The organism is Cupriavidus sp. GW822-FHT03E04 (assembly GCF_058801495.1).
In genome coordinates, this window is record NZ_JBXANI010000029.1 from 83,022 (window position 1) to 109,501 (window position 26,480).

Below are 26,480 nucleotides of genomic sequence, written 5' to 3' on the forward strand. Positions count from 1 at the left end.
GTTCCTGACGGCTGGCGGCATCTTATGCGCCGCCGTCCGCAGGCCGATGGTACGCGCTCCGGCTGCTGCACCCGGGTAACGCGTACCGCCGGAACCGGCCTCAGATCAAGCCTTGTTCGCGCAGGGCCGCGATCCGCGCTGCCGACATGCCCAGCACGCCCGAAAGCACCGCCTCGGTATGTTCGCCCAGCCGCGGGGGCGCCGCGTCGTACCGCACCGGCGTGGCCGAAAGCCGCAACGGACTCTTCACCGTGGGACAAACCCCGCCATCGCTGCGCACCATATCCACCTGCAGTTCACGGTACCTGACCTGCGGATCCTCCAGCACCTGCGCATAGTCGTTGATCGGCCCGCAAGGAATGCCCTCGCGTTCCAGCGCTTGCACCCAATGCGCGGTCGTGCCCGTGCGCATATGGGCTTCGAGCAGCGGCACCAGCACATCGCGATTGACGATGCGGCCAGTGCCGGTGGTGAAGCGTTCGTCCGTGGCAAGGTCCGGACGCGCCACGCCCCGGCAGTACCCTTGCCATTGCCCGTCGTTGCCTGCGGCCACGATCATGTAGCCGTCCGCCGTGGCAAACACGTGGTACGGCACCATGTTTGCATGCGCGTTCCCGAAGCGCTGCGGCGTCTTTCCGGTGATCTTCTGCGCCAGGATTGGCGTCGCCCCGACCGCCACCACCGCGTCGAGCAGCGCCATGTCGATCCGCTGCCCCTCGCCGGTACGCTCGGCATGGCGCAGCGCGGCCAGCACGGCCACGGTGGCATACATGCCGGTGAGCATGTCGACCACGGCCACGCCTACCTTTTGCGGGCCGCCGCCGGGCAGGTCGTCGCGTTCGCCCGTGATGCTCATCAGCCCGCCGATGCCCTGGAAGATGAAGTCGTAGCCGGGCTTGTGCGCGCTCGGGCCTTCCTGGCCGTAGCCGGTGATGGAGCAATAGACCAGCGCCGGGTTGATGGCCTTGAGGCTGTCGTAGTCCAGGCCGTAGCGCTTCAGGTCGCCAACCTTGTAGTTCTCCAGCACGATTTGCGATTTCGCCGCCAGCTCGCGCACGATGCTCTGCCCTTCGGGGCTGGCGATATCGAGCGTGACCGAGCGCTTGCCGCGATTGGCGCCAGCGTAGTAGGTGGCATCGCGCGAGGGCTTTCCGTCGCCGTCGGGCAGCCAGGGAGGGCCCCAGGAGCGGGTGTCGTCGCCCACGCCGGGTCGCTCTACCTTGATCACCTCGGCGCCGAGGTCGGCCAGGTTCTGGGCGCACCAGGGGCCGGCCAGGATGCGCGAAAGATCCAGCACGCGTACGCCGTCAAGCGCGCTCTTCATGGTTGTCGTTGTTGTCATGCGCGGAACTCCGCTACGCCGTTGCTGAGCACGGTGACGTCGCGCGCGGGCACGCGGGCGTCGAACAACACGCGGCCGCCGCCTTCGCGCCACATGCGCACTTCGAGGGTTTCGCCGGGAAATACCGGGCGGGAAAAACGCACATTGAGTTCGAGCAGCTGATCGCCATCGCCGTTGGCGAAGGTGTCGACCAGTGCGCGCGCCGCCACGCCATAGGTGCACAGGCCGTGCAGGATGGGCGCGTCGAAGCCCGCCGCGCGCGCCACTTCCGGATCGGCATGCAACGGGTTGGGATCGGCATTGAGGCGGTACAACAACGCGGCCTGCGGCATGATCGCCTGGCTGCGAACCGCATCTGGCGCGCGGGCCGGCGCTGCCGGCAGTGCTTCGGGCGCGGTATCGCCCTGGCCAAAGCCGCCATCGGCGCGGCAGAAGGTGGTGTGGTTTACGGTAGCCAGTTCGGCACCGGTGGCCGCATCCACCAGCGTGCGCTCCACGATCACGAGCGCGCCCTTGCCGGCCCCTTTGTCGATGACATGGGTCACCCGTGCACGCGCACGCACGGTGCCGGACACCGGCAGCGGCCGGTGCAGGCGCAGGCGCTGCTCGCCGTGGACGATGCGCACCCAGTCGATGCCGCTCTTCGGGTCCTGCATCCAGAAGCCGGGATAGGCCAGCACCACGGCCTGCGTTGGAAAGGCCTTGAGCTGCGCTTCATAAACGTATTGCAGCTGGCGCGGATCGGTGGGCTGCTCGCCCAGGCCAAGACCCAGCGCGTAGAGGATGGAGTCCTTCTCGCCGTAGGTTTGCGTGACCTGCGGAAAGTCCCAGTTCTTGATGCGGTTGTAGTCGAGCGGCATGGCGTCAGATCGGGTCCCAGCTGATCACGTCGGGCGAGCGCTCGAGCTTGAAGAAGCTGTTGCGCATGGCGGGGATGGCGATCTCGGCAATGGACTCCGGCGTCCAGCCTTCGCTCATGTGGACCGAGCGCACCGGGCGCGGCTGGCTCATCAGCATGATCTCGTTGGCGCGCACGGCAAAGATCTGCGCGTTGACTTCATGCGCGGCATCGCTGGCGAGGAAGGCGGCCATCGGCGCGACCTTGTTGGCTTCCATCTTTTGCAGCTTGGCGACACGCGCCTTTTCTTCCGGGGTCTCGGAGGGGATCGAGCTGGTCATGCGGCTCCAGGCGAACGGCGCGATGCAGTTCGAGCGCACATTGAAGCGGGCCATGTCCAGTGCGATCGACTTCGACAGCGCGGCAATGCCAAGCTTGGCAGCCGAGTAGTTGGCCTGGCCCAGGTTGCCGATCAGGCCGGAGGTGGAAGTCATGTGCACGTAGGCGCCGCTCTCCTGGTCCTTGAAGTGGTTGGCGGCGGCGCGGCTGACAAAGAACGTGCCGTTGAGGTGGACGTCGATCACCGAGCGCCATTCTTCCTCGTTCATCTTGAAGAACATGCGGTCGCGCAGGTTGCCAGCGTTGTTGACCACGGCATCGATGCGGCCGAAGTTGTCGATCGCGCATTGCACGATCGCGTTGGCACCCTGCCAGCTCGATACGCTGTCGGTGTTGGCTACCGCAATGCCGCCGGCGGCGACGATCTCGTCGACTACGCGCTGCGCGGGGCCGGCATCGCCGCCTTCACCGGTGAGCGATACGCCGATGTCGTTGACCACCACCTTGGCGCCGGCCTTGGCCAGTTCCAGCGCTACGCCGCGCCCGATGCCACCACCCGCGCCAGTCACCAGCGCTACCTTGCCTGCCATCACTCCACTCATGCTCATACTCCTGTCTACACGTTTGTTTGCTCGGCGGCCTGGCACGCGCCAGGCCGGATATTCGTTGATCTCTTTTGGTTGATCTCTTATTCCAGGCGAGCGCCCGATTCCTTCACGACCTTGCTCCAGCGCGTGATCTCCGCATCGATATGCGCGCCCAGCGCGGCCGGCGTGGAACCCACCGGCTCATAGCCATTGGATGCCAGGTTCGCGCGCAGGTCGGGCTGGGTCAGCACAGCCGCGATCTCCTTGCTGAGCCGCTCGACAATGGCGCTCGGCGTGCCGGCCGGCGCCAGCACCGCATACCAGCCGTTGATATCGAAGCCCGGCACCCCGGCCTCGGACAGCGTGGGCACGTCCGGCGCCAGCGTGGCGCGCCTGGCGCTGGTCACGGCCAGCGCCTTGAGACGGCCGCTGCGGATATGCGGCATCGACGTGGAAATGCTGTCGAAGGTCAGCTGCACCTCGCCAGCCAGCATGGCGTTGACCACCTGCGCGCTGCCCTTGTACGGCACGTGGGTCATCTTGACGCCGGCCAGGCTGTCGAACAGCTCGCCGGCCAGGTGGCCCGTGTTGCCGTTGCCCGCGGAGGCGAACGTGAGCTGCCCCGGCGCAGCCTTGGCCGCGGCGATCAACTCAGGCACGGTCCTGGCCTTCAGCGAGGGGCTGCCGGCCAGGATCAGCGGCAGGTTGGCCACCAGCGATACCGGCGCGAAATCCTTGCGGGTGTCATACGGCAGCTTGGGATAGAGGCTGGCATTGATGGCGTGCGCGGCCAGCACCACGATCAGCGTGTTGCCGTCCGGCTTGGCGCGCGCAAGTTGCTGCGAGGCAATGGTGCCGCCGGCGCCCGGCCGGTAGTCGAGCACCACGGGCTGGCCCAGCCGCTCCTGCAGCTTGGCCGCCACGGGGCGCGCCAGCAGGTCGGCGCTGCCGCCCGGCGGATAGGGAATCAGTAACTGGATCGGCTTGTTGGGCCAGGTGTCGGCCAGCGCCGAAGCACTCGCGCCCAGCAGCCCCGCCGCGAGCGGGGCAATCAGCACGGCCTGTAGCCATGACCTGCGGTGGCGCGCTTTCAGTGCTTGCATGCCTTGCCCTCTCGTTGCGTTGTGATGTGGTGTGGTGTTGCGTGCCGTGCCTCGGGCTCGCCCTCATTGCTGTGGAATGCCGGTGTCCTTCACCACCTTGGCCCAGCGCACGCGCTCCGCGTCGATGAACCTGGCGAAATGCTCGGGCGTATCGCCGCCCGGCACACCGCCGAGATCGGCCAGGCGCGTTTTCACTTCGGGCTCGGCCAGGATGCCGGCCACCGTCTTTTGCAGGCGCGAGACCACCGCGGCCGGCGTGCCCGCCGGCGCCACCAGGCCGAACCATGCGGTCACCTGGAAGTCGTCAAGGCCGGCTTCCTTCATGGTGGGCACGTCGGGCAACTCGGCCACGCGCGTGGCGCTGGTCACCGCCAGCGCGCGCAGCTTGCCGGACTGGATATGCGGCAGCGAGCTGGGCAGGTTGTCCACCATCATCGTCACCTGCCCGGCGACCAGGTCGGCCACGGCCGGCGCGGCACCCTTGTATGGCACATGGATGATGTCGATGCCGGTGCGCTTCTTGAACAGCTCGCCGGACAGGTGCACCGATTGCCCGGTCCCCGACGAGGCAAACGAGAGCTTGCCCGGCTGGGACCTGGCCAGCGCGACCAGTTCCGCCACGTTGCGGGCAGGTACCTTGGCGTTGACCACCAGCACATTGGGCACCGAGACCACCATGGTGATCGGCGCGAAGTCCTCGGCACGGTAGGGAAGTTGCTTGTACAGGCCGTAGTTGATGGCATTGGGGCCGATATTGCCCATCATCAGCGTATAGCCGTCTGGCGCGGCCTGGCGCAGTGCCTGCACACCGACAATGCCGGCCGCGCCGGCACGGTTTTCCACCACCACGGGCTGGCCCAGCAGCTCGGAGAGGCGCTTGCCGACCAGCCGCGAGGCGATATCGGTGGTGCCTCCCGCCGCCGCGGGCACGATCAGGCGCACCGGCTTGTCCGGATAGTCGGCTGCGGCAGCGCCGCCCATGGTGGCCAAGGTAGCCACGCCCAGCATGGTGGCCACGCCCGCCAGCCTGCTTGCGCTGTAGCGCCGAACTGTCATGTGTCGTCCTCCTAGGTGGCTGCGCGGCGGCTCGGGTTTCGCGCCGCCTTTGCGCAAGGCAAGCCGGTAACCGCCCGCGCAATACGGACGAGCCGGCCTTTATGGTTCTCTTGCCACGCCGAATACGATAAATTGACGGCGGGGACATTGCTATTCACGATTGACAAAAGAGGCCTTTGGCCCAGCGAAACACATGCATTACGACCTGACCGACCTGCGCCTGTTCCTCAACGTCGGCGAGACCGAAAACCTGACCCGCGCCGCCGAGCGCAGCTTCCTCTCCCTGCCCGCCGCCAGCACCCGCATCAAGCAACTGGAAGAAGCCTTCCAGACCCAGCTGCTGATCCGCCAGGTCAAGGGCGTGCGCCTGACGCCCGCCGGCGACGCCCTCTTGCGCCACGCGCGCGAAGTGTTCCGCGAACTGGAGTGCCTGCACTCGGACCTGCGCCCCTACGCCAAGGGCGTCAAGGGCCGCGTGCGCCTGCTGGCCAACACCACCGCCACCAACTCCTTCCTCGCCACCGCGCTGTCGCGCTTCCTTGCCGAGAACCCGGACGTGGATATCGAACTGGAAGAGCAGCTTTCCCAGGCCATCGTCTCGTCCATCAGCGCCGGTGCGGCGGACCTCGGCATCGTCGCCGGCGAGGTCGCCACCAATGACCTGGAGGTCATGCAGCTCTGCAGCGACGAGCTGATCGTGATCGCGCCGGTCAACCACCCGCTGCCGCAATTCACCAGCCTGCACTTTGCCGACCTGCTGGATACCTGCCGCTTCGTGGGCCTCAACCAGTTCAGCGCCATCCAGTCCTTCCTGGACCGCATCGCCAGCGGCATGGGCAAGCGCATCAGCCTGCGCATCCAGCTGGGCAGCTTCGACGCCGTGTGCCGGATGGTGGAGGCAGGGGCAGGCATCGCCATCGTGCCAAACAGTTGCGCGCGGCGTTATGCCAGCCGCAAGGTGCTGCGGTTTATTCCGCTTGAGGATGAATGGGCCAAGCGCGATCTGCGTCTGGTGCGCCGGCCGGGGCGGGAGTTGCCGCAGTTTGCGGAGACGTTGATTCAGTATTTGACGGATGCGGCGCGGGAACCGGTTTGACAAAGGAGCGGCCAGCCTGGGACTGGTCCCGTCATATCGGGCATCGATACCTCAGTTCATTCTTTGACCTTCTTCTTCCTGTCGCGCTCTAGCTGCTTGATGCTTTCCTTGGGTGTCGGCAGGGTTTCCGGCATGGTGCCACCCAACTCGGCAATGGTCTGGCGTACTTTCTTGCCAACCTCGAAATGCGTCTGGTTGGCCTGTTGCTTGCCACGCACCAGGTCTCGCCGCAACTTGTCTTCAGTCTGTGTGGCGCGGAATAGGTTCGCCGCAAGCTCGGTACTGCCCATGTGGTCAAGAATCTTCTGACTCTTCTTCAAGCCCTTGATGGCGTGAATGTCCTTGGCCGCTCTACCGCCGTACAGCCCCTTGTAGCCATGATCCTGAAAGATCGCGTAATCCAGGGGCGTCTCGACGCCCGCGCCCCTGGCCGCCGCCGCCAAGTGTTTATTGTGAGCTGCAAGCTCGTTGCGGATCGCCAGCCGCTTCTCATCTTCGGTTAGCCGCGCGAAGGCCTCGTCGTCGCGAAGTTCCTGCCGACGGGTCTGCAAGGCAAAATAGGTCTGGCCATTCGCGATGACCGGCTTGCCGGGGTCACCGTTCTGGACGATCAGGTAGCAGGCATAGCGCGAGAGGCGGATATCGGCGATCTGTCGCCTGGCCCCCGAGCCGATCCCGACCATTTCGAGGATGTCCTCGAAATGGTTCGCCACCGGCTGGCCGCTGTTGCGGCAGGCCTCCCTTGCACGATCAATGACCGGAAGGAAGTGTCGGTACTCGGAATACTCCAGCACCCTGGCCAGTTGGCGCGCCACCCAGAATTCGTTGCCCTCGGCATCGGACTGGCGCAGCCCCTCGAAGGTTTTGTGATGTTGCGCGGCAATACGCTTGCCAGTCATGAATCGCTCCTCCCGCTGTCCATCAGCGTCTCTGTAGCAAATACTCGATCATGCCCCGGATCGCCATCAAGAAATGTCCAGAATTTGCGAACAACGCGGTGAGCAGGTCCAAGCGACCAGGCCATAACCGCGAAAGTAACTAATACCCGCGGTGACCAGAAAGTTGACACTGAAGCTCCGAGCGCACCAGTGGCAGCTGCGTTTTGCGGAAAGCGCAAGCTGGGCGGGGGAACGACACTGTTCGCAAAGTGGACGCCGGACCGAATTCGAACTATATTCAGTCACCCCATTCCCTCCACATGGCCCCCGTGAAACTCTCAAACATCAAGCCAATCAGCTTTCTGAAAAGCGATGCGGCCCGTATCGTCACGGAACTCAGCGAGACGCGCGAGCCTTTGATCATTACCCAGAATGGCGAGGCCAAACTCGTCGTGCAAGACATTGCCAGCTATGAAGCGCAGCAGCAAACCATCGCGCTATTGAAGATCCTGGCGCTCGGCGAGAAAGAGATCGCGCAGGGCAAGGTGGCAACGACGGCAGACGTCTTTGCTGAACTGGATCGGCTGGACGAACAAGACGGCGCATGAAGGTAGTCTTTCTCGAATCCGCCAAGCAAGACTTGCTCGACCTTAGGCGCTATCTGGTCAGATTCAAACCCGAGGGGACCTGGCTGGCCGTCAAGAGGCAGATTCAGGAGAAGGTGGCGTACATTGCCGAGTTTCCCGCATCCGGTACTCGCCCCGACGAGCTGGCAGGCTTCGCGGATGGCTTCAGGCAACATCTGACACATCAGCAGCGAATCATTTACAGGATCGCTCCCGACACCGACACCGTCTACATCCACATCATTTGCGGGCAAGTCCAGGACTTCGAGGAATTCCTGAGCCGGCGGCTTACGAGGCCATGGTGACTCAGCCCTTTTGCGTTCGAGGATGCAGTTTGGGCAAGGCTGAGGAGCCAGTGCGCCAGCTCCTCATTGGCTCAGAGCGTCAACGTTAGTTTTCCGGTCAGCGCACCTGGCAACAGCGCCGAATCGGTCTGCCGCTCGCCATAGGTATTGCTCGACACGCGCAACTGCCGCTCGCTGGTCAGCGCCTCGAGGTGCTCGCCCAGGAAGCTATAGATGCTGTCGTCAAAGCGCATCGTGCCAAGCGGTGCCTGGATGCGGCCATCTTCCACCCAGAACGTGGCGAAGCGCGTCATGCCGGTCATGCGGGCCGCCGGCGCGTCGGACCAGTTGAGATACCAGAGGTTACCTATATAGAGGCCCGTGCCGAGCGCCGCGAGCACCTCGTCCTGCGCGAGCTTGCCAGCCGCCATGGCAAGGGCCTGTGGTGCCTCACCGGCACTGGCGGAATTGGCGGCGAGATCATACTCGCGAGCGCTGCGTGGGTAGACCAGGCGGCCAGCAGGCAGCCCCGCTTGGACGAGCGTCACGTCGCTGCGTGGAATGCCTTCCGGGCCGAAGGCCGGAGCCAGCGTGCCGCTCGCGCGCTCGTCCAGGTCAAGCAAGTGGCTAAGCCGGGCGCCGCCATCGTACAGCCGCTGCAGCGGGCTTTCCTTCTGCGCCAGCGCGCGGGCCGAGAAGCCGCCCCAGGAACACATGCCGAGGACTTCGTCGAGGGCGGCGGGGGCCAGGTAGGCCCGGTAGTCGCCAGGCGGCAGCACGCGCTGCGGCTTGCCCAGGTGCTCCAGCTGCCGGCGCGCTTGTGCAAAGCGGCTGGCGAACTCGGCAGCGTCCCAGCGCGAGCCCGCGTAGTCGGCCTTCACCGCCTGGCCGTTCTCGTGGAACAGGCTCCAGTCGAAGTGGAAGCCCTGCGCGGCATGCCAGCCGAAAGCGCCGAAGCTGCTGGCGAAGCCACGGTAGAGCGGGCCGGCGGCATAGATGCCGACCAGGTCGAGCCCATGCGCGGCCGCTTCTATCTGCGCGAGCACTTCTGCGGTGTCCGGCGGCGCGGCTGCATCGGCCAGCGTGCGCTGCCAGGGCTCTCGCTCCAGCATCAGGTAGGGGTCCGGCTGCAACTGGCCGATGGCCTCGCGCAACTGCAGCAAGCCGTCGGCGAGGCGCTGCCGATCGGTCGCGGGATCGCCCGAGAGCGCGACGGCGATATTGGCGTGGCGCTCGTCGCGGATCAGCTGGAGCCGCGCCGTGGCCTGCCGCACCTGTCCGGCCTGGCGCACCTTCGCGCGGTTGAAGCGGATGAACTCGGACGCCTCCGCGCTGTACCACAGCGTGAAGGCTTCGCCCTCTCCCAGCGCCTTGCGCACATCCTCGGCCAGTGCCGCAAACAACGACTGCGCATCCGCCATCATGCGGCACCTCCAAAGACTTCCACTTGCTTGAACATACAGGCCGGCGAAGCATGGCCGACGCGCACCACCTGGTTGGGCTCGCCCTTGCCGCAGTACGGCGTGCCGTGCACCTCGAAGGTACTGGCATCGCCAACGGCGGCCAGGCTGCGCCAGAAATTCGCGGAAACGCCGCGATAGTTCGGGTTCTTGACCACGCCCTTGAGCTCGCCGTCCTCGATCAGGCGCCCCCATTCGCAGCCGAACTGGAACTTGTTGCGCGCATCGTCGATGGACCACGAACGGTTGGACGACATCAGGATGCCGCGTTCGATGCCACCGATAAGTTGCGCCATGGTGCGGTCGCCCGGCTCCAGGTTGAGGTTGGCCATGCGATCGATGGGCGGGCGGTTCCAGTTGCAGGCCCGGCTGTTTGCCACGCCCGGCAGCCCGCTGCGCCATTGCGACAGCGCGCCGCCCAGCGGGCGCAGCAACAGGCCATCCCGGATCAGGAAGGCCTTCTGCGCGGGCTGGCCTTCGTCATCGTGGCCATAGCTGGCCAGTTCCTCGGGAATGCCCGGGTCGAAGCTGATATTGAGCAGGTCCGAGCCGTACTGGTAGCGGCCGAAGTCCTCCAGCCCGATAAAGCTGGTGCCAGCGTAATTGCGTTCGTCGCCGAGGATGCGATCCAGTTCCAGCGGATGGCCGATGGATTCGTGGATCTGCAGCATCATCTGGTCCGGCATCAGCAGCAAGTCGGTAGGGCCGCTCGGCGCGTTGGGCGCCAGCAGCAACTGCAAGGCTTCGTCCGCCACCCGCGATGCGGCGCCAGCGAAGCCGAGCCGCGCGATGACCTCCGCCCCGCCCTGCTGGCCGCTGCCGAAGCCGCCAAAGCTGCGGGTCTGGCTGTCGCTGCCGTCGAAGGCGGTCACGCTGATGCCGGGATAGACGAAGCGCAGCGCCTGCCATTGCTCGGCGCCTGCGCTATTCAGGTAGAGCTGCTCATGGCGCTGGTGATCGAGATAAACCAGCCAGTTCACCAGCCGCGGATCGGCGGGCACGCTGGCGGACACCGCCGCCAGCAGGGCGAAGCGTTCGGCCAGCCCGGGAAACGCGCCATGCCAGCCGGGGGATTCGTAGCGGGCCTGGCCTTGCGGCGGCTCCAGCCCGCGCAGGTCGACCAGGCCACGCCCGGCGATCCGCCGGGCGAGTGCCTCGGCGCTGTCGAGCGCACGCTGCAAGCCGGCCACGCTGAGATCGCTGGTGGCGGCGTAGGCCTCCACGCCATCCAGGCGCACGCTGAGCATGGCGCCCATGTCCTGCATGAAGGACGGCGGCTCGGCGACGCCGCGCCGCATCACGCAGTGCTCGCCGGTCTGGCGCACGAGGCGCAGCGAGTGAAACCCGGCGCGGGTGGTTAGCGCAGCGAAGTGCTGTCTGGCGCGATCGAACAAGGGGGGCTCCCGGATCCGTAGTGGAAGAGCCAGTGCTGGCGCGATCAGCTTCAGCCGATGGGCCAGCACTGGCGCATGGATCCGGAAATCTTACTATCTTTGCGCTGCGGCGATCCCGCGCCCGGCGCTCAATCCGCCTTCACCCCCGCCGCCTTGATGATCGGCGACCATTTCTCGATCTCCGACTTCAGCCAGGTGCGCAGCCCTTCCGCCGTCTGCTTGTCCTCCGGCACGATCTCGGCGCCCAGGTCCGCCAGCCGCGCCGCTACCGCCGGATCCTTCAACGCGGTGCGCAAGGCGCCGTTGAGCCGGTCGATGACCGCGGGCGGCGTGCCGTGCGGGGCATAGATGCCGTGCCAGACCTTGACCTCGAAGCCCTTGAGCCCACTCTCGGCTAGCGTGGCGGTGTCGGGCAAGGCCTTGATGCGCGTGCTGGTGGTGACGCCGTAGAGCTTGACCTTGTCGGCCTTGATATGCGGCAGGGTCTGGGTGGTCTGGTCGCACAGGATGTCGACCTGGCTGCCCAGCAGGGCGGTCATCGCGGGCGCGGTGCCCTGGTAGGGAATGGCAGTGAGCTCCACGCCGATGGCTTTCTGGAACAGCATGCCGCACAGCTGCGAAACCGCGCCCAGCCCGGCATTGGCCAGGTTGACCTTGCCCTGGTTCTGGCGGATATAGGCTATCAGCTCGGGCAAAGTCCTGGCTGGCAGGTCATGACGGCCGAGCAGGGTCATGGGCACGTCGGCCACCTGGCCGACAAAGCTGAAATCCGTCAGCGGCTTGTAGGGGAGCTTGCTGTACAGCGCCGGCGCGGTGGCCATGCCGTTGTGATGGATCAGGATGGTGTAGCCGTCCGGCGCGGCCTTGGCCACGTAGGCGGCGGAGACGGTGCCGCCGGCGCCGAGCCGGTTTTCCACCACCACGCTCTGGCCCAGGGTCTTGGACATGGCCGCGGCCATGGTGCGCGCCACCACGTCGGTGGGGCCGCCCGCGGCAAAGGGGACCACCATGGTGATCGGCTTGGTGGGGTAGGCATCGGCGGCGCGCGCCGGGGCAGGTGCGGTGAGTGCTGCTGCCGCGCCCAGCGCGGCGAGCGCCGTCCAGCGCCATGGTGCCTGGGCCCGCTTCGCCTGCGCTGCGTGTTCGCTGCCGCCCTGCCCGTGCCGCTGCTGTTTGCTGCCTGCCATGTCTTTTGTCTCCATCGTGGTGGATTGGCCGGGTTATGCCGGCTAGCACCCGCCCGCGTCGGCCTGTGCGGCCGCGCAGCGTTATCGCGTTATTGTTTCCGGCAAGCGTGGCGATAAAGCGACGCATATGCAATACGGATTTCCCTAAGGGTGGGCAAGGCCGGCCAGAAGCCACCGGGCGCCGGCGAGTGCGCGCGGCGCCGCCCCAACCCGTGCTGTGCCCGCCCGGCCTGCTTCCGGGGGCGCTAAGCCGCTCTTTCGCAAATCCGAATTACCGCACGGCAGGCCCTCGGGAATAATGGCCGCAAGCTAAATCCCATAACGTCCATATAACGTCCATACCGGGGCCCCTTTTCATGTTCGCAGAACCATCGCACGACCAGCCGTATCCCGACATCCGCGAAGCCGTGCGTGCCCTGTGCACCGGCTTCGATTCCGCCTACTGGCAACGCGTGGAAGAGCAGAACGCCTTCCCCGAAGAGTTCGTGCAGGCGCTGACCAAGGCCGGCTGGCTGTCCGCCCTGATCCCGGAGGAATACGGCGGCTCGGGCCTGCCGCTGACCGCCGCGTCCGTCATCATGGAGGAGATCAACCGCACCGGCGGCAACTCCGGCGCCTGCCACGGCCAGATGTATGTGATGGGCTGCCTGCTGCGCCACGGCTCGGCCGAGCAAAAGCAGCGCTGGCTGCCGGGCATCGCCTCGGGCGAGCTGCGCATGCAGTCGATGGCGGTGACCGAGCCCACCACCGGCACCGATACCACCAAGCTCAAGACCACCGCCGTGAAGAAGGGCGACCGCTACGTCATCAACGGCCAGAAGGTGTGGATCTCGCGCGTGCAGCACTCGGACCTGATGCTGCTGCTGGCGCGCACCACGCCGCTGGACCAGGTCAAGCGCAAGTCGGAGGGGCTGTCGGTGTTCGTGGTGGACCTGCGCGAGGCCATCGGCAAGGGCCTCACGGTGCGGCCGATCCGCAATATGGTCAACCACGAGACCAACGAACTGTTCTTCGACAACCTGGAAATCCCCGCCGAGAACCTGATCGGCGAGGAAGGCAAGGGCCTCAAGTACATCCTGGACGGCCTGAACGCCGAGCGCATCCTGATCGCCTCCGAATGCGTCGGCGACGGCTACTGGTTTATCGAGCGCGCCAGCAACTATGCGCGCGAGCGCATCGTGTTCGACCGCCCGATCGGCCAGAACCAGGGCATCCAGTTCCCCATCGCGCGAGCCTATGTGAACGTGGAAGCGGCCAGCCTGATGCGCTACAAGGCCGCCGCGCTGTTCGATGCCGGCAAGCCCTGCGGCAAGGAGGCCAACATCTCCAAGCTGCTCGCGGCCGATGCGTCGTGGGAAGCGGCCAACGTCTGCCTGCAGACGCACGGCGGCTTTGGCTTCGCCGCCGAATACGACATCGAGCGCAAGTTCCGCGAGACGCGCCTGTACCAGGTCGCGCCGATCTCCACCAACCTGATCCTGTCGTATGTGGCCGAGCACGTGCTCGAGCTGCCACGTTCGTTCTGAGGGCCGCCCCCATGCTTGCTACGCACCAGGGCATCCGCCCGCTCGATGGCATCCGCGTCGTCTCCCTCGAACACGCCGTGGCCGCGCCGTTCGCCACCCGCCAGCTGGCCGACCTCGGCGCCCGCGTGGTCAAGGTGGAACGCCCCGGCGTGGGCGATTTCGCGCGTGGCTACGATGAGACCGTCCATGGCCAGGCTTCGCACTTCGTCTGGCTCAACCGCGGCAAGGAGAGCCTGACGCTCGATCTCAAGCAGGACGAGGCGCAAGCCGTGCTGCACCGCCTGCTGGCCGACGCGGACGTACTGGTGCAGAACCTCGCGCCCGGCGCGGCTGCACGCATGGGGCTGGATTTCGACACGCTGCACCCGCGCTACGGCAAGCTGATCGTCTGCGATATTTCCGGCTACGGAGACGCCGGCCCCTATCGCGACAAGAAGGCGTATGACCTGCTGATCCAGGCGGCCGCCGGCCTGATCGGCATCACCGGCGGCGCGGATGAGCCATCGCGCGCGGGGATTTCCATCGCCGACATCGCGGCCGGCATGTACGCCTATAGCGGCATCCTCTCCGCGCTGCTGCAGCGCGGGCGCACCGGCCAGGGCCTGCGCGTGGAGGTGACCATGCTGGAGGCGCTGACCGAGTGGATGAACTACGCGCTGTACTTCGGCCACTACGGCGGCAACGCGCCGGCGCGATTTGGCGCATCGCACCCGGCCATCGCGCCGTATGGCGTGCACCGTACCGGCGACGGCGGCAGCGTGATCTTCGGGTTGCAGAACGAGCGTGAATGGCAAGCCTTCTGCAACAAGGTGCTGGCGCAGCCGGCGCTGCTCAAGGACGAGCGCTTCGCCTCCAACTCGGGGCGCGTCAAGAACCGCACCGAGCTGACCGCGTTGATCGAAGCGCGTTTCGCGCCGATGACGGTGACGCAGGTCGAAGCGCTGCTGGACGACGCGCAGATCGCCAACGCGCCCATGAACGATATCGAGGCCGTGTGGAACCACCCGCAACTGGCCGCACGTGGACGCTGGCGCGAAGTGGCCAGCCCCGGCGGCCCCATCGGGGCGTTGCTGCCGCCGGCCAACCTGTCGGGCGTGGAACCGGTGATGGGCGACGTCCCGGCGCTGGGCGCGCATAGCGCGGCCATCCTGGCGGAGCTGGGTTACGGCGCGGGCGAGATTGCCAGGATGACGGACAGCAAGACGATTTGAACAACAGCACGAAGCCATGACGCCAACGCGCAGCCTCGCGCAGGCGTGACTCCCCTCTCCCACTGGTGTGGGAGAGGGGAGGAACAGAAAGACAGACCACCACCCCAGAACACCGCCCGGAGCCGGCATGAGCCAAGCCACTGACCACACCTACCCTACCCGCCAGCTGTGCGAATTCCTGGCCCGCTTCACGCTGGCCGACGTGCCCGCCGACGTGGTTGCGCGCACCAAGGACCTGTTCCTCGACTGGATTGCCTCCGCCATCGCCGGCAAGGATGCACCGGCGGTGCGCAAGCTGCAGGAGTTCGTCGCCGCGATGGGCCCGCAGCAGGGCCCGGCCGAGGTGCTGGTGGATCGCCGCCGCACCTCGCCGTACTTTGCCGCGCTGATCAATGGCGCTTCCTCCCACGTGGTGGAGCAGGACGACGTGCATAACGGCTCGGTGCTGCATCCCGCCGCTGTAGTGTTCCCCGCCGTGATCGCTGCCGCGCAGGCCGAAGGCAAGAGCGGTGCCGAAGTGCTGCTGGCGTCCATCGCCGGCTACGAGGCGGGCATCCGCATCGGCGAATTCATGGGCCGCTCGCACTATCGCGTGTTCCACACCACAGGCACCGTCGGCACGCTGGCGGCCGCCGCCGCTGTCGCCAAGCTGTATGGCATGGACGCTGAGGGCATCAACCAGGCGCTCGGCTCGGCCGGCACGCAGGCCGCCGGCCTGTGGGAATTCCTGCGCGACGCCGCGGACTCCAAGCAACTGCACACCGCCAAGGCAGCTGCCGACGGCCTGATGTCCGCCTGGATCGCACGCGCTGGCTTTACCGGCGCGAAGCGCATCCTGGAAGGCCCGCAGGGCATGGCCGCCGGCATGTCCAGCGACGCTAACCCCGCCGCCCTGACCGACGGCCTGGGCGAGCGCTGGGCCACCGCCGAGACCTCGTTCAAGTTCTTCGCCTCGTGCCGCCACACGCACCCGGCGGCCGATGCGCTCAAGGACCTGATGCTGCGCGAGAAGATCAGCGCGGACCAGATCGCCAGCGTGACCGCCCACGTACACCAGGGCGCCATCGATGTGCTCGGCCCCGTGACCGACCCCAAGACCATCCACCAGGCCAAGTTCTCCATGGGCACGGTGCTGGGCCTGGTAGCGGTGCACGCGCACGCCGGCCTGGGCGAGTTCGAGGACCATGCGCTGCAGGATGCCAAGGTGGCTGTCTTCCGCGACAAGGTGGAAATGGAACTCGACGACGAGATCAATGCCGCGTATCCGCGCCAGTGGATTGGCCGCGTCACGGTCAAGACCATCGACGGCCGCACGCTGCCGGGCCGCGTGGACGTACCCAAGGGCGATCCGGGCAATACGCTGTCGCGCCCTGAACTCGAAGCCAAGGCGCTGCAACTGGGCGCGTTCCGCCACGGCGCGAGCGAGGCCGAGATGCGCGCCATCATCGCCCGCGTGTGGGCGCTGGAAACACAGGCGAACGTCAACGACTGGCTGCCCACCGCCTGATAACGTGGCCAATCCTACCGAGGCTCGCTCCATGTCCGCCGTCACCACCGCCATGACCTATCTGTTCGTGCCGGGCGACCGGCCCGAACGCTTCGACAAAGCCGCGGCCGCCGCGCCCGATGCGCTGATCCTCGATCTCGAGGACGCCGTGCATCCGGACGCCAAGCCGGCCGCGCGCGCGGCTATTGCCGCGTGGCTGCTGGAACGCGGCGCGCAGGCGCAAGCCTATGTGCGCATCAACGACGCCAGCTCGGCGGCCTTTGCCGCCGACATGGCGTGGCTGCGCGCCCTGCCGCCCGGCGCACCGCTGGCCGGCTTGCTGGTGCCCAAGGCAGAAGACCCGGCCGCGCTTGGCGAGATCGCCCGGGCACTGGCGCAGGTCAACCCGCAGGGCCGCCTGGTAGCGATCATCGAGAGCGCGTGCGGCCTGCACGGCATTGATGCGGTCGCCACCGCGCAAGGCGTGTCGCGGCTGGCCTTTGGCTCACTGGACTTCGCCGTGGACCTGGGTTGCGCCCATACCCGCGAAGCGTTGCTGATGGCGCGCTCGCGCATTGTGCTGGCTTCACGCGTGGCCGGCCTGCCGCCGCCCGTGGATGGCGTCACCACCGCGCTCAAGGACGAAGCCGTGCTGGCCGACGATGTAGCCCACGCGCGCGCCCTCGGCTTTGCCGCCAAGCTGTGCATTCATCCGGCCCAGCTTGCCGCGGTGCGCGCGGGCTTCCTGCCCACGGCCGAGCAACTGGACTGGGCGCAGCGCGTGCTGGACGCCACCGCCAGCGGCAGCCACGCGGTACAGGTCGACGGCAAGATGGTCGATCGTCCTGTCATCGAACAGGCCCGGCGCATTCTCGCGCTGGCAGGCTAACCCCGCACCGAACCCGCGATCACCCAGCCATGACCCAACTCGAATCCCTGCGCACCTGGATCGGCCGCAGTGAAAGCCGCACCGAGACGCTCGCCCCGGAACCCGTGATCGGCCTCGCGGCCACGCTCGACCTCGACGGCGGCGCGCTGGTGCGCGGCCCGCTGCCGCCGCTATGGCACTGGCTCTACTTCCTGCCGCGCGCCCCGCAGCGCGAGCTTGGCCAGGACGGCCATCCGGCGCTGGGCGGCTTCATGCCGCCGGTGCCGCTGCCGCGCCGCATGTGGGCCGGCGGCGAACTGGATTTCCGCAAGCCGCTGCGCGTGGGCGATACGGTGACGCGCACCTCCACCATCCGCAATGTCGAGCACAAGAGCGGGCGCAGCGGAGAGCTGTGGTTTGTCACGGTGGAGCATGTGCTCACGGTCAAGGGCGAGGTCGCGCTGACCGAGCGCCAGGACCTGGTCTATCGCGCCATGCCGGAGCCGGGGCAGCCACTGCCCGCGCGGCCGCGCCTGGCGCACCAGGTGCAATGGCAGCGCCAGTTGCGCGCCGACCCGGTGATGCTGTTCCGTTTCTCCGCGCTCACCTTCAATGGCCACCGCATCCACTACGACCACGACTACGTGCGCGACGTGGAAGGCTACCCCGGCCTGGTCGTGCACGGCCCGCTGCAAGCGATGCTCACGCTGGACCTGCTGGCGCGCGAGATGCCCGGCGCCACGGTACGCCGTTTCGGCTTCCGCGGGCTGGCCCCGATATTCGATCACGACACGGTGACGGTGGGCGGCGCAGCCGATGTCGGCACGCCAGGCAAGGTCACCTTGTGGACCGGTGACGATGCCGGGGGCCAGGCGATGGACGCATGGGCCGTGGTGGAGCACTGACCCGCGCAAGGACAGCAACAACGATAACAACGACAACATCGGGATCGAAGGGAACAACAGCAAGAGGAGACTTCCGATGCATGCAGTCCGCAATCCATGGCGCGTAGCTAGCGCCGCTATCGTTCTAGGCTGCGCCACGCTGGTCCAGGCGCAGTCCGCTCCCACCTATCCCACCCGCCCGGTCACGCTGATCGTGCCCTATGCGCCGGGCGGCACCACCGACGTGGTAGTCCGTCAGTTTGCCGTGGCCTTGCAGAAGTCCCTCGGCCAGACCGTGGTGGTGGACAACAAGCCGGGCGTGGCCGGCACCATGGGCGCGCTTGCCCTGCGGCAAGCGAAACCCGATGGCTACACGCTGTCGATGATGCCGGTCACCGTATTCCGTCAGCCCTTCATCCAGAAGACCGCCTTTGACCCGGCACGCGATTTCACCTACCTGTCGCGCATCACCGGCTATACCTTTGGCGTTGTGGTGCCGGCCAATTCCCCGTGGAAGAACTGGAGCGATTTCCTGCGCGATGCGCGCGCCAGGCCGGGAACCGTGAGCTACGGCTCGCCGGGCCAGTACAGCTCGCCGCACATCACCATGATCGAGCTGGTGACCAAGGGAAACCTCACCGTCAACCACGTGCCCTTCAAGGGCGATGCCGACTGCCTGAACTCGCTGATGGGCAATCATGTGCAGCTCTGCGCCGCCGGCAGCGCCGCCGGCACGCTGGTCGATGCGGGCAAGTTGCGCTGGCTGAATCTATGGACGGCGCAGCGCTCCCCGCGCTGGCCCGACGCGCCCACGCTGCGCGAGCTCGGCTATGACATCGTCTCGAACTCGCCCTACGGCGTGGCCGGGCCAAAGGGCATGGATCCCAAGGTGGTCAACATCCTGCAAGATGCGCTGCGGCGCGCCGCGGAAGATCCCCAGCATCTGGCCGCGCTCAAGCAGCAGGATCAGGACCTGATGTACCTGGACAGCGCCGGCTACACCCGCTTTGCCCTGCAGCAGATCGCGCAGGAGAAGGCGCTGGTGGAGCGGCTGGGCCTCAAGCCGGATTGACCGGATTGACCGGATTGACCCTGCACCCGCGCTGCGCCAGGCCATGGCGCAGCGTGGTTTCTTCTGCTGGCGCGCTGCTTCGCGCCACCAACCCCGACACCCATCGATGACCATCAAGCCATCCACAGCGAACCCCGACGCGACGAGCTTCGACCCGCGCGCCCACCGCATGTGCGAACAACGTTATTTCGACGATTTTGTGCCCGGTGAACGCTTTGTGCTGCCCTCGCGCACCATGACCGAGGCACTGTTCGCCGCCTTCCAGCTGGCGAGCGGCGACAACCACCCGGTGCATTACGATGCAGAGTATTGCCGCGCCCACGGCATGCCGCACATGCTGGCGCACGGCTACCAGGTGCTGATCCAGACGGCGGCGGGCGCCGGCCTGTTCCCGCATATGGTGGAGGAATCGCTGAAGGGGTTTCTCGACCAGAGTAGCCGTTTCCTGCATCCGGTCTATGTGGGCGATACGCTGTACAGCGCGCTGGAAGTCAGCGAGCTCGCGCCGAACCGCACCACCGGCGTGCTGACCTTGCGCTCGACGGTGCATAACCAGCACGGCGTGCTGGTGCTCGACGGCTTGCAGCGTTACCTGCTGCGCAAGCGCGCACCGGGCGCCTGAACGGCGCCGCGCTCCCCTCTCCCGCAAGCTGGTGAGGGGAGCCATCCGGCCTCAATCCACCTGGATATTCGCCGTCTTCACCACCCCTGCCCACAGCTTCAGTTCACGCTGGATGCGGTCGGCCAGCGGCTTGGGCCCGGTGATATCAAGGTCATAGCCGCCCTGCGTCATGCGCTGCTGGAAGGCAGGATCGTCGCCGATCGACTTCTGCGCCTTGACCAGCTTGTCCACCACATCGGCGGGCAGCTTCTGCGGGCCGATCAGCGCGTACCAGCCGGTCAGGTCATAGTTCTTCATGCCGGACTCGATCATGGTCGGCACGGTCGGCAGTGCCGCGTTGCGCGTCTTCGACGTCACGGCCAGCGCGCGCACCTTGCCCCCCTGGATATGGCCGATGGCAGTGCCGGTGATGTCGAACATGAAGGTCACCTTGCCGCCGATCACATCAGCCATCGCCGGCGAGTTGCCCTTGTACGGCACGTGCAGCATCTTCACCCCGCCCATCTGCGCGAGCAGCTCGGCGGACAGATGGTTGGACGCGCCCACGCCGGCCGAGCCGAAGCTGACGCCTTCCGGATGCTTGCGCGCGTACTCGACCAGCTCGGTGACGTTCTTGGCGGGGAAATCCTTGTTGATCAGCAGCACGTTGGTGTAATCGGTGATCAGGCCGACATAGGTGAAATCCTTGGTGGGATTGAAATTCACCGACTTCTGGATCAACGGCGTCATGGTCATGGTGGGGCTGGCCACGAAGTACAGCGTGTAGCCGTCCGGCGTTGCCTTTGCCGTCAGGTCCGCGGCAATGGCGCCGCTGGCGCCGGCGCGGTTGTCCACCACCACCGGCTGCTTGAGCGTGCGGCCCAGGAAGTCGGCGTAGATGCGCGCGGCGGTATCGACCGGGCCTCCCGGGGCGTAGCCCACGATCAGCTTCACCGGGCGCGCCGGATAGTTGTCCGCCATTGCGGTGCCTTGCACCAAGGCCAGCAGCATGCCAGCCATCATCCATCGTTTCATCAGTCTCCTCCTTATTGTGCGTCTTGCCGGTGCCCGGGGCGTGCAGGGGCGCTGGCTGCGAGAACGCTTCGGCCCGCGGCGAAGCGCTGGCGGCGGCGAGTGCATGGAAGCAACCGCCGCCGGGGGGTCACGCCGCTACGGCGGTGCCGTCCAGCATGGCGCGCAGCGGCTGCTTCAAGAGCTTGCCGCTGGCGGTGGTGGGAATGGTCTCGATCACGCGGATCTGCGCGGGCCGCTTGTACGGCGCCAGGCTCTCCCGCAGGTAGGCCTCCAGGGCGGCGGTGTCCAGCGTTGCGCCCGGCTGCGTTTCGATAAAGGCCACGACTTCTTCATTGCCATCGGCGGCAGCGCGCCCGACCACGGCGGACTGGCGCACGCCGGGGAAGGCGTTGATGACGGACTCCACCTCGATCGGGTAGACGTTGAAACCCGAGCGGATGATCAGGTCCTTGGAGCGGCCAACGATAAACAGTGCGCCGTCTTCACCGAGGAAGCCGAGATCGCCCGTGTTGAGCCAGCCGCCCGGCAGCAGCGCCTCCGCGGTCTGCTCCGCGTTGCGGAAATAGCCGCGCATCACGCCGGGACCGCGCACGCGGATCTGGCCGCGTTCGCCCGCGGGCATCGGCTCGCCCTGTTCGCTGGTGATGTTGATCTCCACGCCTTCGACGATGTAGCCGGCGGAGCAATCGGCGCGTGGCGCGTCCATGCGGGTGATGAACAGCGAACCGGCGTATTCGGTGATGCCGTAGCCGTGATGCAGCGGCTGGCCGAACCATGCCTCGGTGTCGCGCTTGAGGGTCGGGTCCAGCGGCGCGCCGCCGGTATAGAGATAACGCAGGCGGGGAAACGCGGCGGCGCCGCTCTCCAGCGCCGACTCCCGCGCCACCGCCATGATGCGCGTGAACATGGTAGGCACGCCTTGCAGCATGGTGACGCCGGGGGACTCCAGCGCGGCGAACACGTCCGCCGCATCGAAGCGTGGCCGCATCACCAGGCTGGCGCCCGCGTACAGCGTGGCCATCAGCACGGTGGCGATGCCGAAGATATGCGACAGCGGCAGCGCGCCGTAGGCAATGTCGTTGGGACCGAGATGGCGCGAGGTGGCCGAGATCCGCGCGAAGATGGTCAGGCCGGCGTGCGGCACCATCACGCCCTTGGGCGCGCCGGTGGTGCCGGAGGTATAGATCAGCGTGGCCACGTCCCGCGCCTCGGCGGCGCTCACGCGCGGCGGCGCCTCCGAGGCACGCAGGCTGGCGAGGCTGGGATCGAGCGCCACGCAATCGGTGGGCTGTGCGCCGAGCCGCCTGGCATGCGCCTCGGCTACGTCGGAGACATGGTTGGTAAAGAACGTCAACAACGGCTGCGCATGCGCGCGGATGCCGTCGATCTCGCGCGGCGAGAGCCGTGCGTTGACCTGGATCGGCCACGCATGCAGCGCACTGCAGGCAAACAGCATCACCACCATCTCGGCGCAGTTCTCGCCCACCACCATCACGCGGTCGCCCTGCCCTACGCCCTGCGCGGCTAGCCAGTCGCGAGTGGCGGTGATGCGCTGCCACAGCGTGCCGTAGCTAATCACCCCGCTGGCCTCATGCAGGCAAGGCGCCTGGGGCGATTGCTCGGCCCAGTGCCGGGGGATGTCGTGGATGAACTCGGGGCGGAAAGAGGACATGATGCAAGCGATGATTAGGTTGGAACCGGACTGGCTGTTGCAACGGCTGGGAATGGCTGGGAATGGTTGGGAGTGGCGAACTCACTGATCCAGATGGATGTTCGCTGACTTGATCAGGCCGTCCCACTTCTGGTACTGGGTGCGCATATAGGTGCCGAACTGCGCCGGCGTCGAAGGAAAGGGCACCGTGCCCTGGCTGGCCAGCCGCGCCGCCAGCTCGGGCTGCGCGAGCGACGCCACGATCTCGGCGTTGAGGCGATCGACAATGGCGGCCGGGGTATTGGCCGGCGCCACTACGCCGAACCACGCGGTGAGTTCATAGCCGGGCACACCGGCAGCGGCCAGCGTCGGCACGCCGGGCAACTGCTCGGACGGCTTGGCGGTTGTCACCGCCAGCGCACGCACGCGGCCATCCCGCACGTACGGCAAGGCGGTGGAGATGCTGTCGAACATCATGGTCAGGCGCCCGCCGATCAGGTCCGTCATGGCCGGGGCGCTGCCCTTGTACGGCACGTGGTCGATGCGCACGCCCGCCATGTGGGTGAAGAGCTCGCCGGCCAGGTGCGACGACGAGCCGTTGCCAAAGGAGCCGTAAGTCAGCTTGCCGGGCTCGCGCCGTGCAAGCGCCAGCAGCTCGGCCACGTTACGGGCCGGGACGGAGGGATGGACCACCAGCACGTTGGGCAGGTAGGCCACGGAGGCCACCGGCGCGAAATCCTTGAGCGGGTCGTAGCCCGGCTTGTCGTACAGGCTCTTGTTGACGGCCAGCGAGCCGAAGGTGCCGAACAGCAAGGTATAGCCATCGGCCGGCGCGCGCGCCACCGCCACGGCGGCAATGTTGCCGCCCGCGCCGGGCCGATTCTCGATCACTACCGACTGGCCGAGCCGCACGGAAAGTGCATGGCTGACTTCACGCGCTAGCAGGTCGGTGGCGCCGCCCGGCGGGAAAGGCACCACCAGCCGGACGGGCTTGTCGGGATAAGCGGCGAATGCGCTCGCCGTGGCCGCCAGCCAGCCGCATAGGGCAAGCCATCGGGTGCAACGTATGGTCCAGCGGTGCATCGCCTGTCTCCTCGGCGTGAATTGTCTTTGTGCTGCGACGGCACTGCGCCAGTGTGCGGCAGGCGTTGGCCGCATGCCATTTGGATTTGGCTAAGGCCGTGTTCTGCTTGGCATGTGCGCTAGCAGGCGGCTGGCTTGCGCAGTCCATCGGTTCGCAAGCGCGGAAGGACGGCTTTGCCATTGCGGAAGAACCGAATGCCCTGCCACCCATAAAATCCCCGCAACGACTCAAATCGGCGGCCGGTGGCGGCCCGCCTTCCCAACCGAGGGGACAAACAGATGGACCTGCGTTTCAGCGCGGCGGAGCAAGCGTTCCGCGAAGAAGTTCGGAGTTTCGTGCAGGCCAGCCTGCCCGCGGATATCCGCGACAAGGTGCTGGCTCACCAGCGCGTGGAGAAGGATGACTATGTGCGCTGGCACCGTATCCTGCACGCGCGGGGCTGGGGCGCGCCGACCTGGCCCAAGGAATGGGGCGGCACGGGCTGGAACGCGCTGCAGCGCCTGATCTTCGAGATCGAGGCATTCCGTGCGGGCGCGCCGCGCATGCTGCCCTTCGGCCTGACCATGATCGGCCCGGTGCTGATGAAGTACGCCAGCCAGGAGCACAAGGAACGTTTCCTGCCGCGCATCCCCACGGTGGAGGATTTCTGGTGCCAGGGCTACTCCGAGCCCGGCTCCGGCTCCGACCTGGCCTCGCTCAAGACGCGCGCCGTGCGCCAGGGCGACCGCTATATCGTCAACGGCCAGAAGACCTGGACGACGATGGCGCACTTCGCCGACTGGATCTTCGGCCTGGTGCGCACCGACAGCGAGTCCAAGCCGCAGGAAGGCATCTCGATGCTGCTGATCGACATGAAGACGCCGGGCGTGACCGTGCGCCCCATCGTCACGCTGGACGGCGGCCACGACGTCAACGAGGTGTGGTTCGAGGACGTGGAGGTGCCGGCGGGCAACCTGCTGGGGGAAGAAAACCGCGGCTGGACCTATGCCAAGTACCTGCTCGGCCACGAGCGCACCGGCATTGCCGGCATCGGCCACTGCAACCGCGAGCTGCGCCAGCTCAAGCACTACGCCGCGCAAGCCACCGACGGCGCGGGTCGCCCGCTGATCGACGACGTGCGCATGCGCGACAAGATCGCGCGCATCGAGATGGACATCATGGCGCTGGAAATGCTGCTGCTGCGCGTAGCCACGCAAGACGCCGGCCGCGGCCCCGGCCCGGAAGCCTCCATCGTCAAGATCCGTGGCTCCGAGATCCAGCAGGACCTCGCCATGCTGCAGATGGAAGTGGCCGGCCCCAATGCCTGGCCCTACTCCCCGCGCTGGCTCGAAGCCGGCGAAGCACCGCCCGCCGACGCACCGCTGCACGCCCCGGCCTGGGCCGCGTCCGCCGCGTCCACGTACTTCGACATGCGCAAGACATCGATCTACGGCGGCACTACCGAAGTACAGAAGAACATCATCTCCAAGATGATCCTCGGTTTCTGAGAGCACAGACGGAACAAGCACAGTCATGGACTTCAACTACAGCGAAGAACAGCAGATGCTGGCGGACAGCCTGCGCCGCTTCATCGATACCGAATACACCTTCGATAAACGCCGCAAGAGCGCCCGCGGCGGCGGCAGCCTCAACCGCGCCACCTGGGCGCAGCTAGCCGAAATGGGCGTGCTCGGCCTGACCGTGCCCGGCGAATACGGCGGCTTCGGCGAAAGCGCCGCCAGCCAGCTGGTGGTGCAGCGCGAACTGGGCCGTGGCCTGGTGCTGGAACCGGTCACGCCCACCGCGGTGATGGCCACTGCCGTGCTCAGCGCCTACGGCAGCGCCGCCCAGAAGAACGATTGGCTGCCCGCCATCGCCGCCGGCGAACGCGTGGTCACCCTCGCCTACCTCGAACCCACCACGCGCTACCGCCCCGAGACGGCGCGCGCCAGCGCCGAGCGCAAGGGCGACGGCTACGTCCTTAACGGCAACAAAAGCCTGGCCTGGCACGGCGAAGCCGCCGACGCCTTCCTGCTCACCGCGCGCGTCTGCGGCAGCAACGAGCTAGCCCTGTTCCTGGTACCCGGCAACGCCGCCGGCCTCACCGTGCGCGGCTATCCCACCATGGACAGCCTGCGCGCCGCCGACCTCGCCCTGCAGAACGTCACCGTGGACGCCAGCGCCATGATCGGCAACGCAGCCGACGGCCTGCCCGCCCTGCTCCACGGCATCGACCACGGCATTGCCGCGCTATGCGCCGAAGCCGCCGGCGCCATGGAAAAACTGATCGAGATCACCGCCGAGTACCTGCGCACGCGGCAGCAGTTCGGCAAGCCGCTAGCCGTGTTCCAGGCGCTGCAGCACCGCATGGCCGACATGCTCGTACAAAAGGAACTAGCGTTGTCGATGGCCTACGTGGCAGCGCAAGCCCTGGACGAAACCGACCCCGCCCAACGCCGCCGCATGCTCAGCGCCGCCAAGGTCACGGTCGCCAAGGCCGGCCGCCTCGTCGGCCAGCAAGCCGTGCAGCTGCACGGCGGCATGGGCATGACAGACGAACTGGAGGTTGGGGATTACTTCAAGCGGCTGACGATGATCGACCCGTTGCTGGGCGACAGCGATTTCCATGTGCAGCGGTATGGCGAGGTGATGGCGGCGTAAGCCCGGGCCGGGCATACGAGCGCAGCGCGACACTGCGAGCGCCCGCCCTCTCCCCAGCGGGAGAGTCAGAACATCGATTCGGTGTAGCCGTGTCTCCCGCCAGTCAGGCGGGAGACACCCACACGCGATGCGAAGCGAGCCGTGTAGGTGTTCAGAGGCCGTATGGGGCGCCTCGGGATTCGGCGAAAAGAGCGGAAAAGAGGGACCCATGTCTGAGTATCGCCTTAAGGCG

Annotated in this window: 24 protein-coding genes; 12 read left to right on the forward strand and 12 right to left on the reverse strand. The window is 66.8% G+C overall.

The features are described 5' to 3' along the window. Positions 1 to 100: 100 nt before the first annotated feature. From AC1RQC_RS32970 to AC1RQC_RS32990, 5 genes are all read right to left on the reverse strand, one after another. The gene (locus tag AC1RQC_RS32970; RefSeq protein WP_492375854.1) at positions 101 to 1,342 is read right to left on the reverse strand and encodes a CaiB/BaiF CoA transferase family protein; all 1,242 of its coding nucleotides are present in this window, start codon (positions 1,340 to 1,342) and stop codon (positions 101 to 103) included. After that, the gene (locus AC1RQC_RS32975) at positions 1,339 to 2,202 is read right to left on the reverse strand and encodes a MaoC/PaaZ C-terminal domain-containing protein (RefSeq protein WP_492885782.1); all 864 of its coding nucleotides are present in this window, start codon (positions 2,200 to 2,202) and stop codon (positions 1,339 to 1,341) included. Before AC1RQC_RS32975 ends, AC1RQC_RS32970 begins: the two co-directional genes overlap by 4 nt. Positions 2,203 to 2,206: 4 nt before the next feature. Further along, positions 2,207 to 3,121 (reverse strand): SDR family NAD(P)-dependent oxidoreductase, encoded by a 915-nt coding sequence (locus AC1RQC_RS32980; protein ID WP_043357229.1) that lies wholly within the window; start codon positions 3,119 to 3,121, stop codon positions 2,207 to 2,209. Positions 3,122 to 3,207: 86 nt separating this feature from the next. Beyond that, complete coding sequence (locus tag AC1RQC_RS32985) at positions 3,208 to 4,209, reverse strand: tripartite tricarboxylate transporter substrate binding protein (protein ID WP_492375852.1); 1,002 nt, start codon at positions 4,207 to 4,209, stop codon at positions 3,208 to 3,210. A 63-nt stretch (positions 4,210 to 4,272) separates the two neighbouring features. Further along, positions 4,273 to 5,265, reverse strand: coding sequence for a Bug family tripartite tricarboxylate transporter substrate binding protein (locus tag AC1RQC_RS32990; RefSeq protein WP_492375851.1), 993 nt, complete (start codon positions 5,263 to 5,265; stop codon positions 4,273 to 4,275). A gap of 193 nt (positions 5,266 to 5,458) precedes the next feature. Between AC1RQC_RS32990 and AC1RQC_RS32995 the strand changes: the two genes are divergently transcribed. Further along, positions 5,459 to 6,361 (forward strand): LysR family transcriptional regulator, encoded by a 903-nt coding sequence (locus AC1RQC_RS32995; RefSeq protein WP_150985207.1) that lies wholly within the window; start codon positions 5,459 to 5,461, stop codon positions 6,359 to 6,361. 56 nt (positions 6,362 to 6,417) lie between these two features. Here AC1RQC_RS32995 and dinD read toward each other — a convergent pair whose 3' ends face one another. Beyond that, complete coding sequence (gene dinD, locus AC1RQC_RS33000; RefSeq protein ID WP_492375850.1) at positions 6,418 to 7,260, reverse strand: DNA damage-inducible protein D; 843 nt, start codon at positions 7,258 to 7,260, stop codon at positions 6,418 to 6,420. A gap of 299 nt (positions 7,261 to 7,559) precedes the next feature. Between dinD and AC1RQC_RS33005 the strand changes: the two genes are divergently transcribed. Continuing rightward, positions 7,560 to 7,847, forward strand: coding sequence for a type II toxin-antitoxin system Phd/YefM family antitoxin (locus AC1RQC_RS33005; RefSeq protein ID WP_492885784.1), 288 nt, complete (start codon positions 7,560 to 7,562; stop codon positions 7,845 to 7,847). Next, a complete protein-coding gene (locus tag AC1RQC_RS33010) occupies positions 7,844 to 8,170 on the forward strand; it encodes a type II toxin-antitoxin system RelE/ParE family toxin (RefSeq protein WP_492813624.1) in 327 nt (108 codons plus the stop codon). Before AC1RQC_RS33005 ends, AC1RQC_RS33010 begins: the two co-directional genes overlap by 4 nt. A gap of 71 nt (positions 8,171 to 8,241) precedes the next feature. On the opposite strand, the gene AC1RQC_RS33015 is transcribed toward AC1RQC_RS33010, so the two are convergent. The 3 genes from AC1RQC_RS33015 to AC1RQC_RS33025 all read right to left on the reverse strand — a co-directional run bounded on the left by AC1RQC_RS33015 (position 8,242) and on the right by AC1RQC_RS33025 (position 12,190). After that, complete coding sequence (locus AC1RQC_RS33015; RefSeq protein ID WP_492375847.1) at positions 8,242 to 9,573, reverse strand: TldD/PmbA family protein; 1,332 nt, start codon at positions 9,571 to 9,573, stop codon at positions 8,242 to 8,244. Continuing rightward, the gene (locus AC1RQC_RS33020) at positions 9,570 to 11,003 is read right to left on the reverse strand and encodes a TldD/PmbA family protein (RefSeq protein WP_492375846.1); all 1,434 of its coding nucleotides are present in this window, start codon (positions 11,001 to 11,003) and stop codon (positions 9,570 to 9,572) included. The genes AC1RQC_RS33015 and AC1RQC_RS33020 overlap by 4 nt, the downstream gene beginning before the upstream one ends. 128 nt (positions 11,004 to 11,131) lie before the next feature. Further along, the gene (locus tag AC1RQC_RS33025; protein WP_492885787.1) at positions 11,132 to 12,190 is read right to left on the reverse strand and encodes a tripartite tricarboxylate transporter substrate-binding protein; all 1,059 of its coding nucleotides are present in this window, start codon (positions 12,188 to 12,190) and stop codon (positions 11,132 to 11,134) included. A gap of 356 nt (positions 12,191 to 12,546) precedes the next feature. Between AC1RQC_RS33025 and AC1RQC_RS33030 the strand changes: the two genes are divergently transcribed. From AC1RQC_RS33030 to AC1RQC_RS33060, 7 genes are all read left to right on the forward strand, one after another. After that, positions 12,547 to 13,716 carry an acyl-CoA dehydrogenase family protein gene (locus tag AC1RQC_RS33030; protein ID WP_150985202.1) on the forward strand — a complete coding sequence of 390 codons (1,170 nt, stop codon included), beginning with the start codon at positions 12,547 to 12,549 and terminating at the stop codon, positions 13,714 to 13,716. An 11-nt stretch (positions 13,717 to 13,727) separates the two neighbouring features. Beyond that, a complete protein-coding gene (locus AC1RQC_RS33035) occupies positions 13,728 to 14,927 on the forward strand; it encodes a CaiB/BaiF CoA transferase family protein (RefSeq protein ID WP_492375844.1) in 1,200 nt (399 codons plus the stop codon). 127 nt (positions 14,928 to 15,054) lie between these two features. Continuing rightward, complete coding sequence (locus tag AC1RQC_RS33040) at positions 15,055 to 16,434, forward strand: MmgE/PrpD family protein (protein WP_492885789.1); 1,380 nt, start codon at positions 15,055 to 15,057, stop codon at positions 16,432 to 16,434. A 31-nt stretch (positions 16,435 to 16,465) separates the two neighbouring features. Continuing rightward, the gene (locus AC1RQC_RS33045) at positions 16,466 to 17,302 is read left to right on the forward strand and encodes an HpcH/HpaI aldolase/citrate lyase family protein (protein ID WP_492375842.1); all 837 of its coding nucleotides are present in this window, start codon (positions 16,466 to 16,468) and stop codon (positions 17,300 to 17,302) included. Positions 17,303 to 17,331: 29 nt separating this feature from the next. After that, positions 17,332 to 18,186 (forward strand): HTD2 family dehydratase, encoded by an 855-nt coding sequence (locus AC1RQC_RS33050; protein ID WP_492885791.1) that lies wholly within the window; start codon positions 17,332 to 17,334, stop codon positions 18,184 to 18,186. A 76-nt stretch (positions 18,187 to 18,262) separates the two neighbouring features. After that, positions 18,263 to 19,237, forward strand: a complete 975-nt coding sequence (locus AC1RQC_RS33055; protein WP_492885793.1) for a tripartite tricarboxylate transporter substrate binding protein — start codon at positions 18,263 to 18,265, stop codon at positions 19,235 to 19,237. A 106-nt stretch (positions 19,238 to 19,343) separates the two neighbouring features. Further along, a complete protein-coding gene (locus AC1RQC_RS33060) occupies positions 19,344 to 19,859 on the forward strand; it encodes a MaoC family dehydratase (protein ID WP_492375839.1) in 516 nt (171 codons plus the stop codon). 51 nt (positions 19,860 to 19,910) lie between these two features. Here the strand turns inward: AC1RQC_RS33060 and AC1RQC_RS33065 are convergent, their stop codons facing one another. The 3 genes from AC1RQC_RS33065 to AC1RQC_RS33075 form a co-directional block, all read right to left on the reverse strand. Continuing rightward, positions 19,911 to 20,873 carry a Bug family tripartite tricarboxylate transporter substrate binding protein gene (locus AC1RQC_RS33065; RefSeq protein WP_492375838.1) on the reverse strand — a complete coding sequence of 321 codons (963 nt, stop codon included), beginning with the start codon at positions 20,871 to 20,873 and terminating at the stop codon, positions 19,911 to 19,913. Between the two features lie 127 nt (positions 20,874 to 21,000). Next, complete coding sequence (locus tag AC1RQC_RS33070; RefSeq protein ID WP_492885795.1) at positions 21,001 to 22,545, reverse strand: class I adenylate-forming enzyme family protein; 1,545 nt, start codon at positions 22,543 to 22,545, stop codon at positions 21,001 to 21,003. 81 nt (positions 22,546 to 22,626) lie between these two features. Continuing rightward, positions 22,627 to 23,607 carry a tripartite tricarboxylate transporter substrate binding protein gene (locus AC1RQC_RS33075; RefSeq protein ID WP_043357257.1) on the reverse strand — a complete coding sequence of 327 codons (981 nt, stop codon included), beginning with the start codon at positions 23,605 to 23,607 and terminating at the stop codon, positions 22,627 to 22,629. 279 nt (positions 23,608 to 23,886) lie between these two features. On the opposite strand from AC1RQC_RS33075, the gene AC1RQC_RS33080 reads away from it, so the two are divergent. Together AC1RQC_RS33080 and AC1RQC_RS33085 are read left to right on the forward strand one after the other, a co-directional pair. After that, entirely contained in the window at positions 23,887 to 25,095 is a 1,209-nt protein-coding gene (locus AC1RQC_RS33080) for an acyl-CoA dehydrogenase family protein (RefSeq protein ID WP_492885797.1), read from the forward strand. A 25-nt stretch (positions 25,096 to 25,120) separates the two neighbouring features. Then, entirely contained in the window at positions 25,121 to 26,248 is a 1,128-nt protein-coding gene (locus AC1RQC_RS33085; RefSeq protein ID WP_458764467.1) for an acyl-CoA dehydrogenase family protein, read from the forward strand. Positions 26,249 to 26,480: the final 232 nt, after the last annotated feature.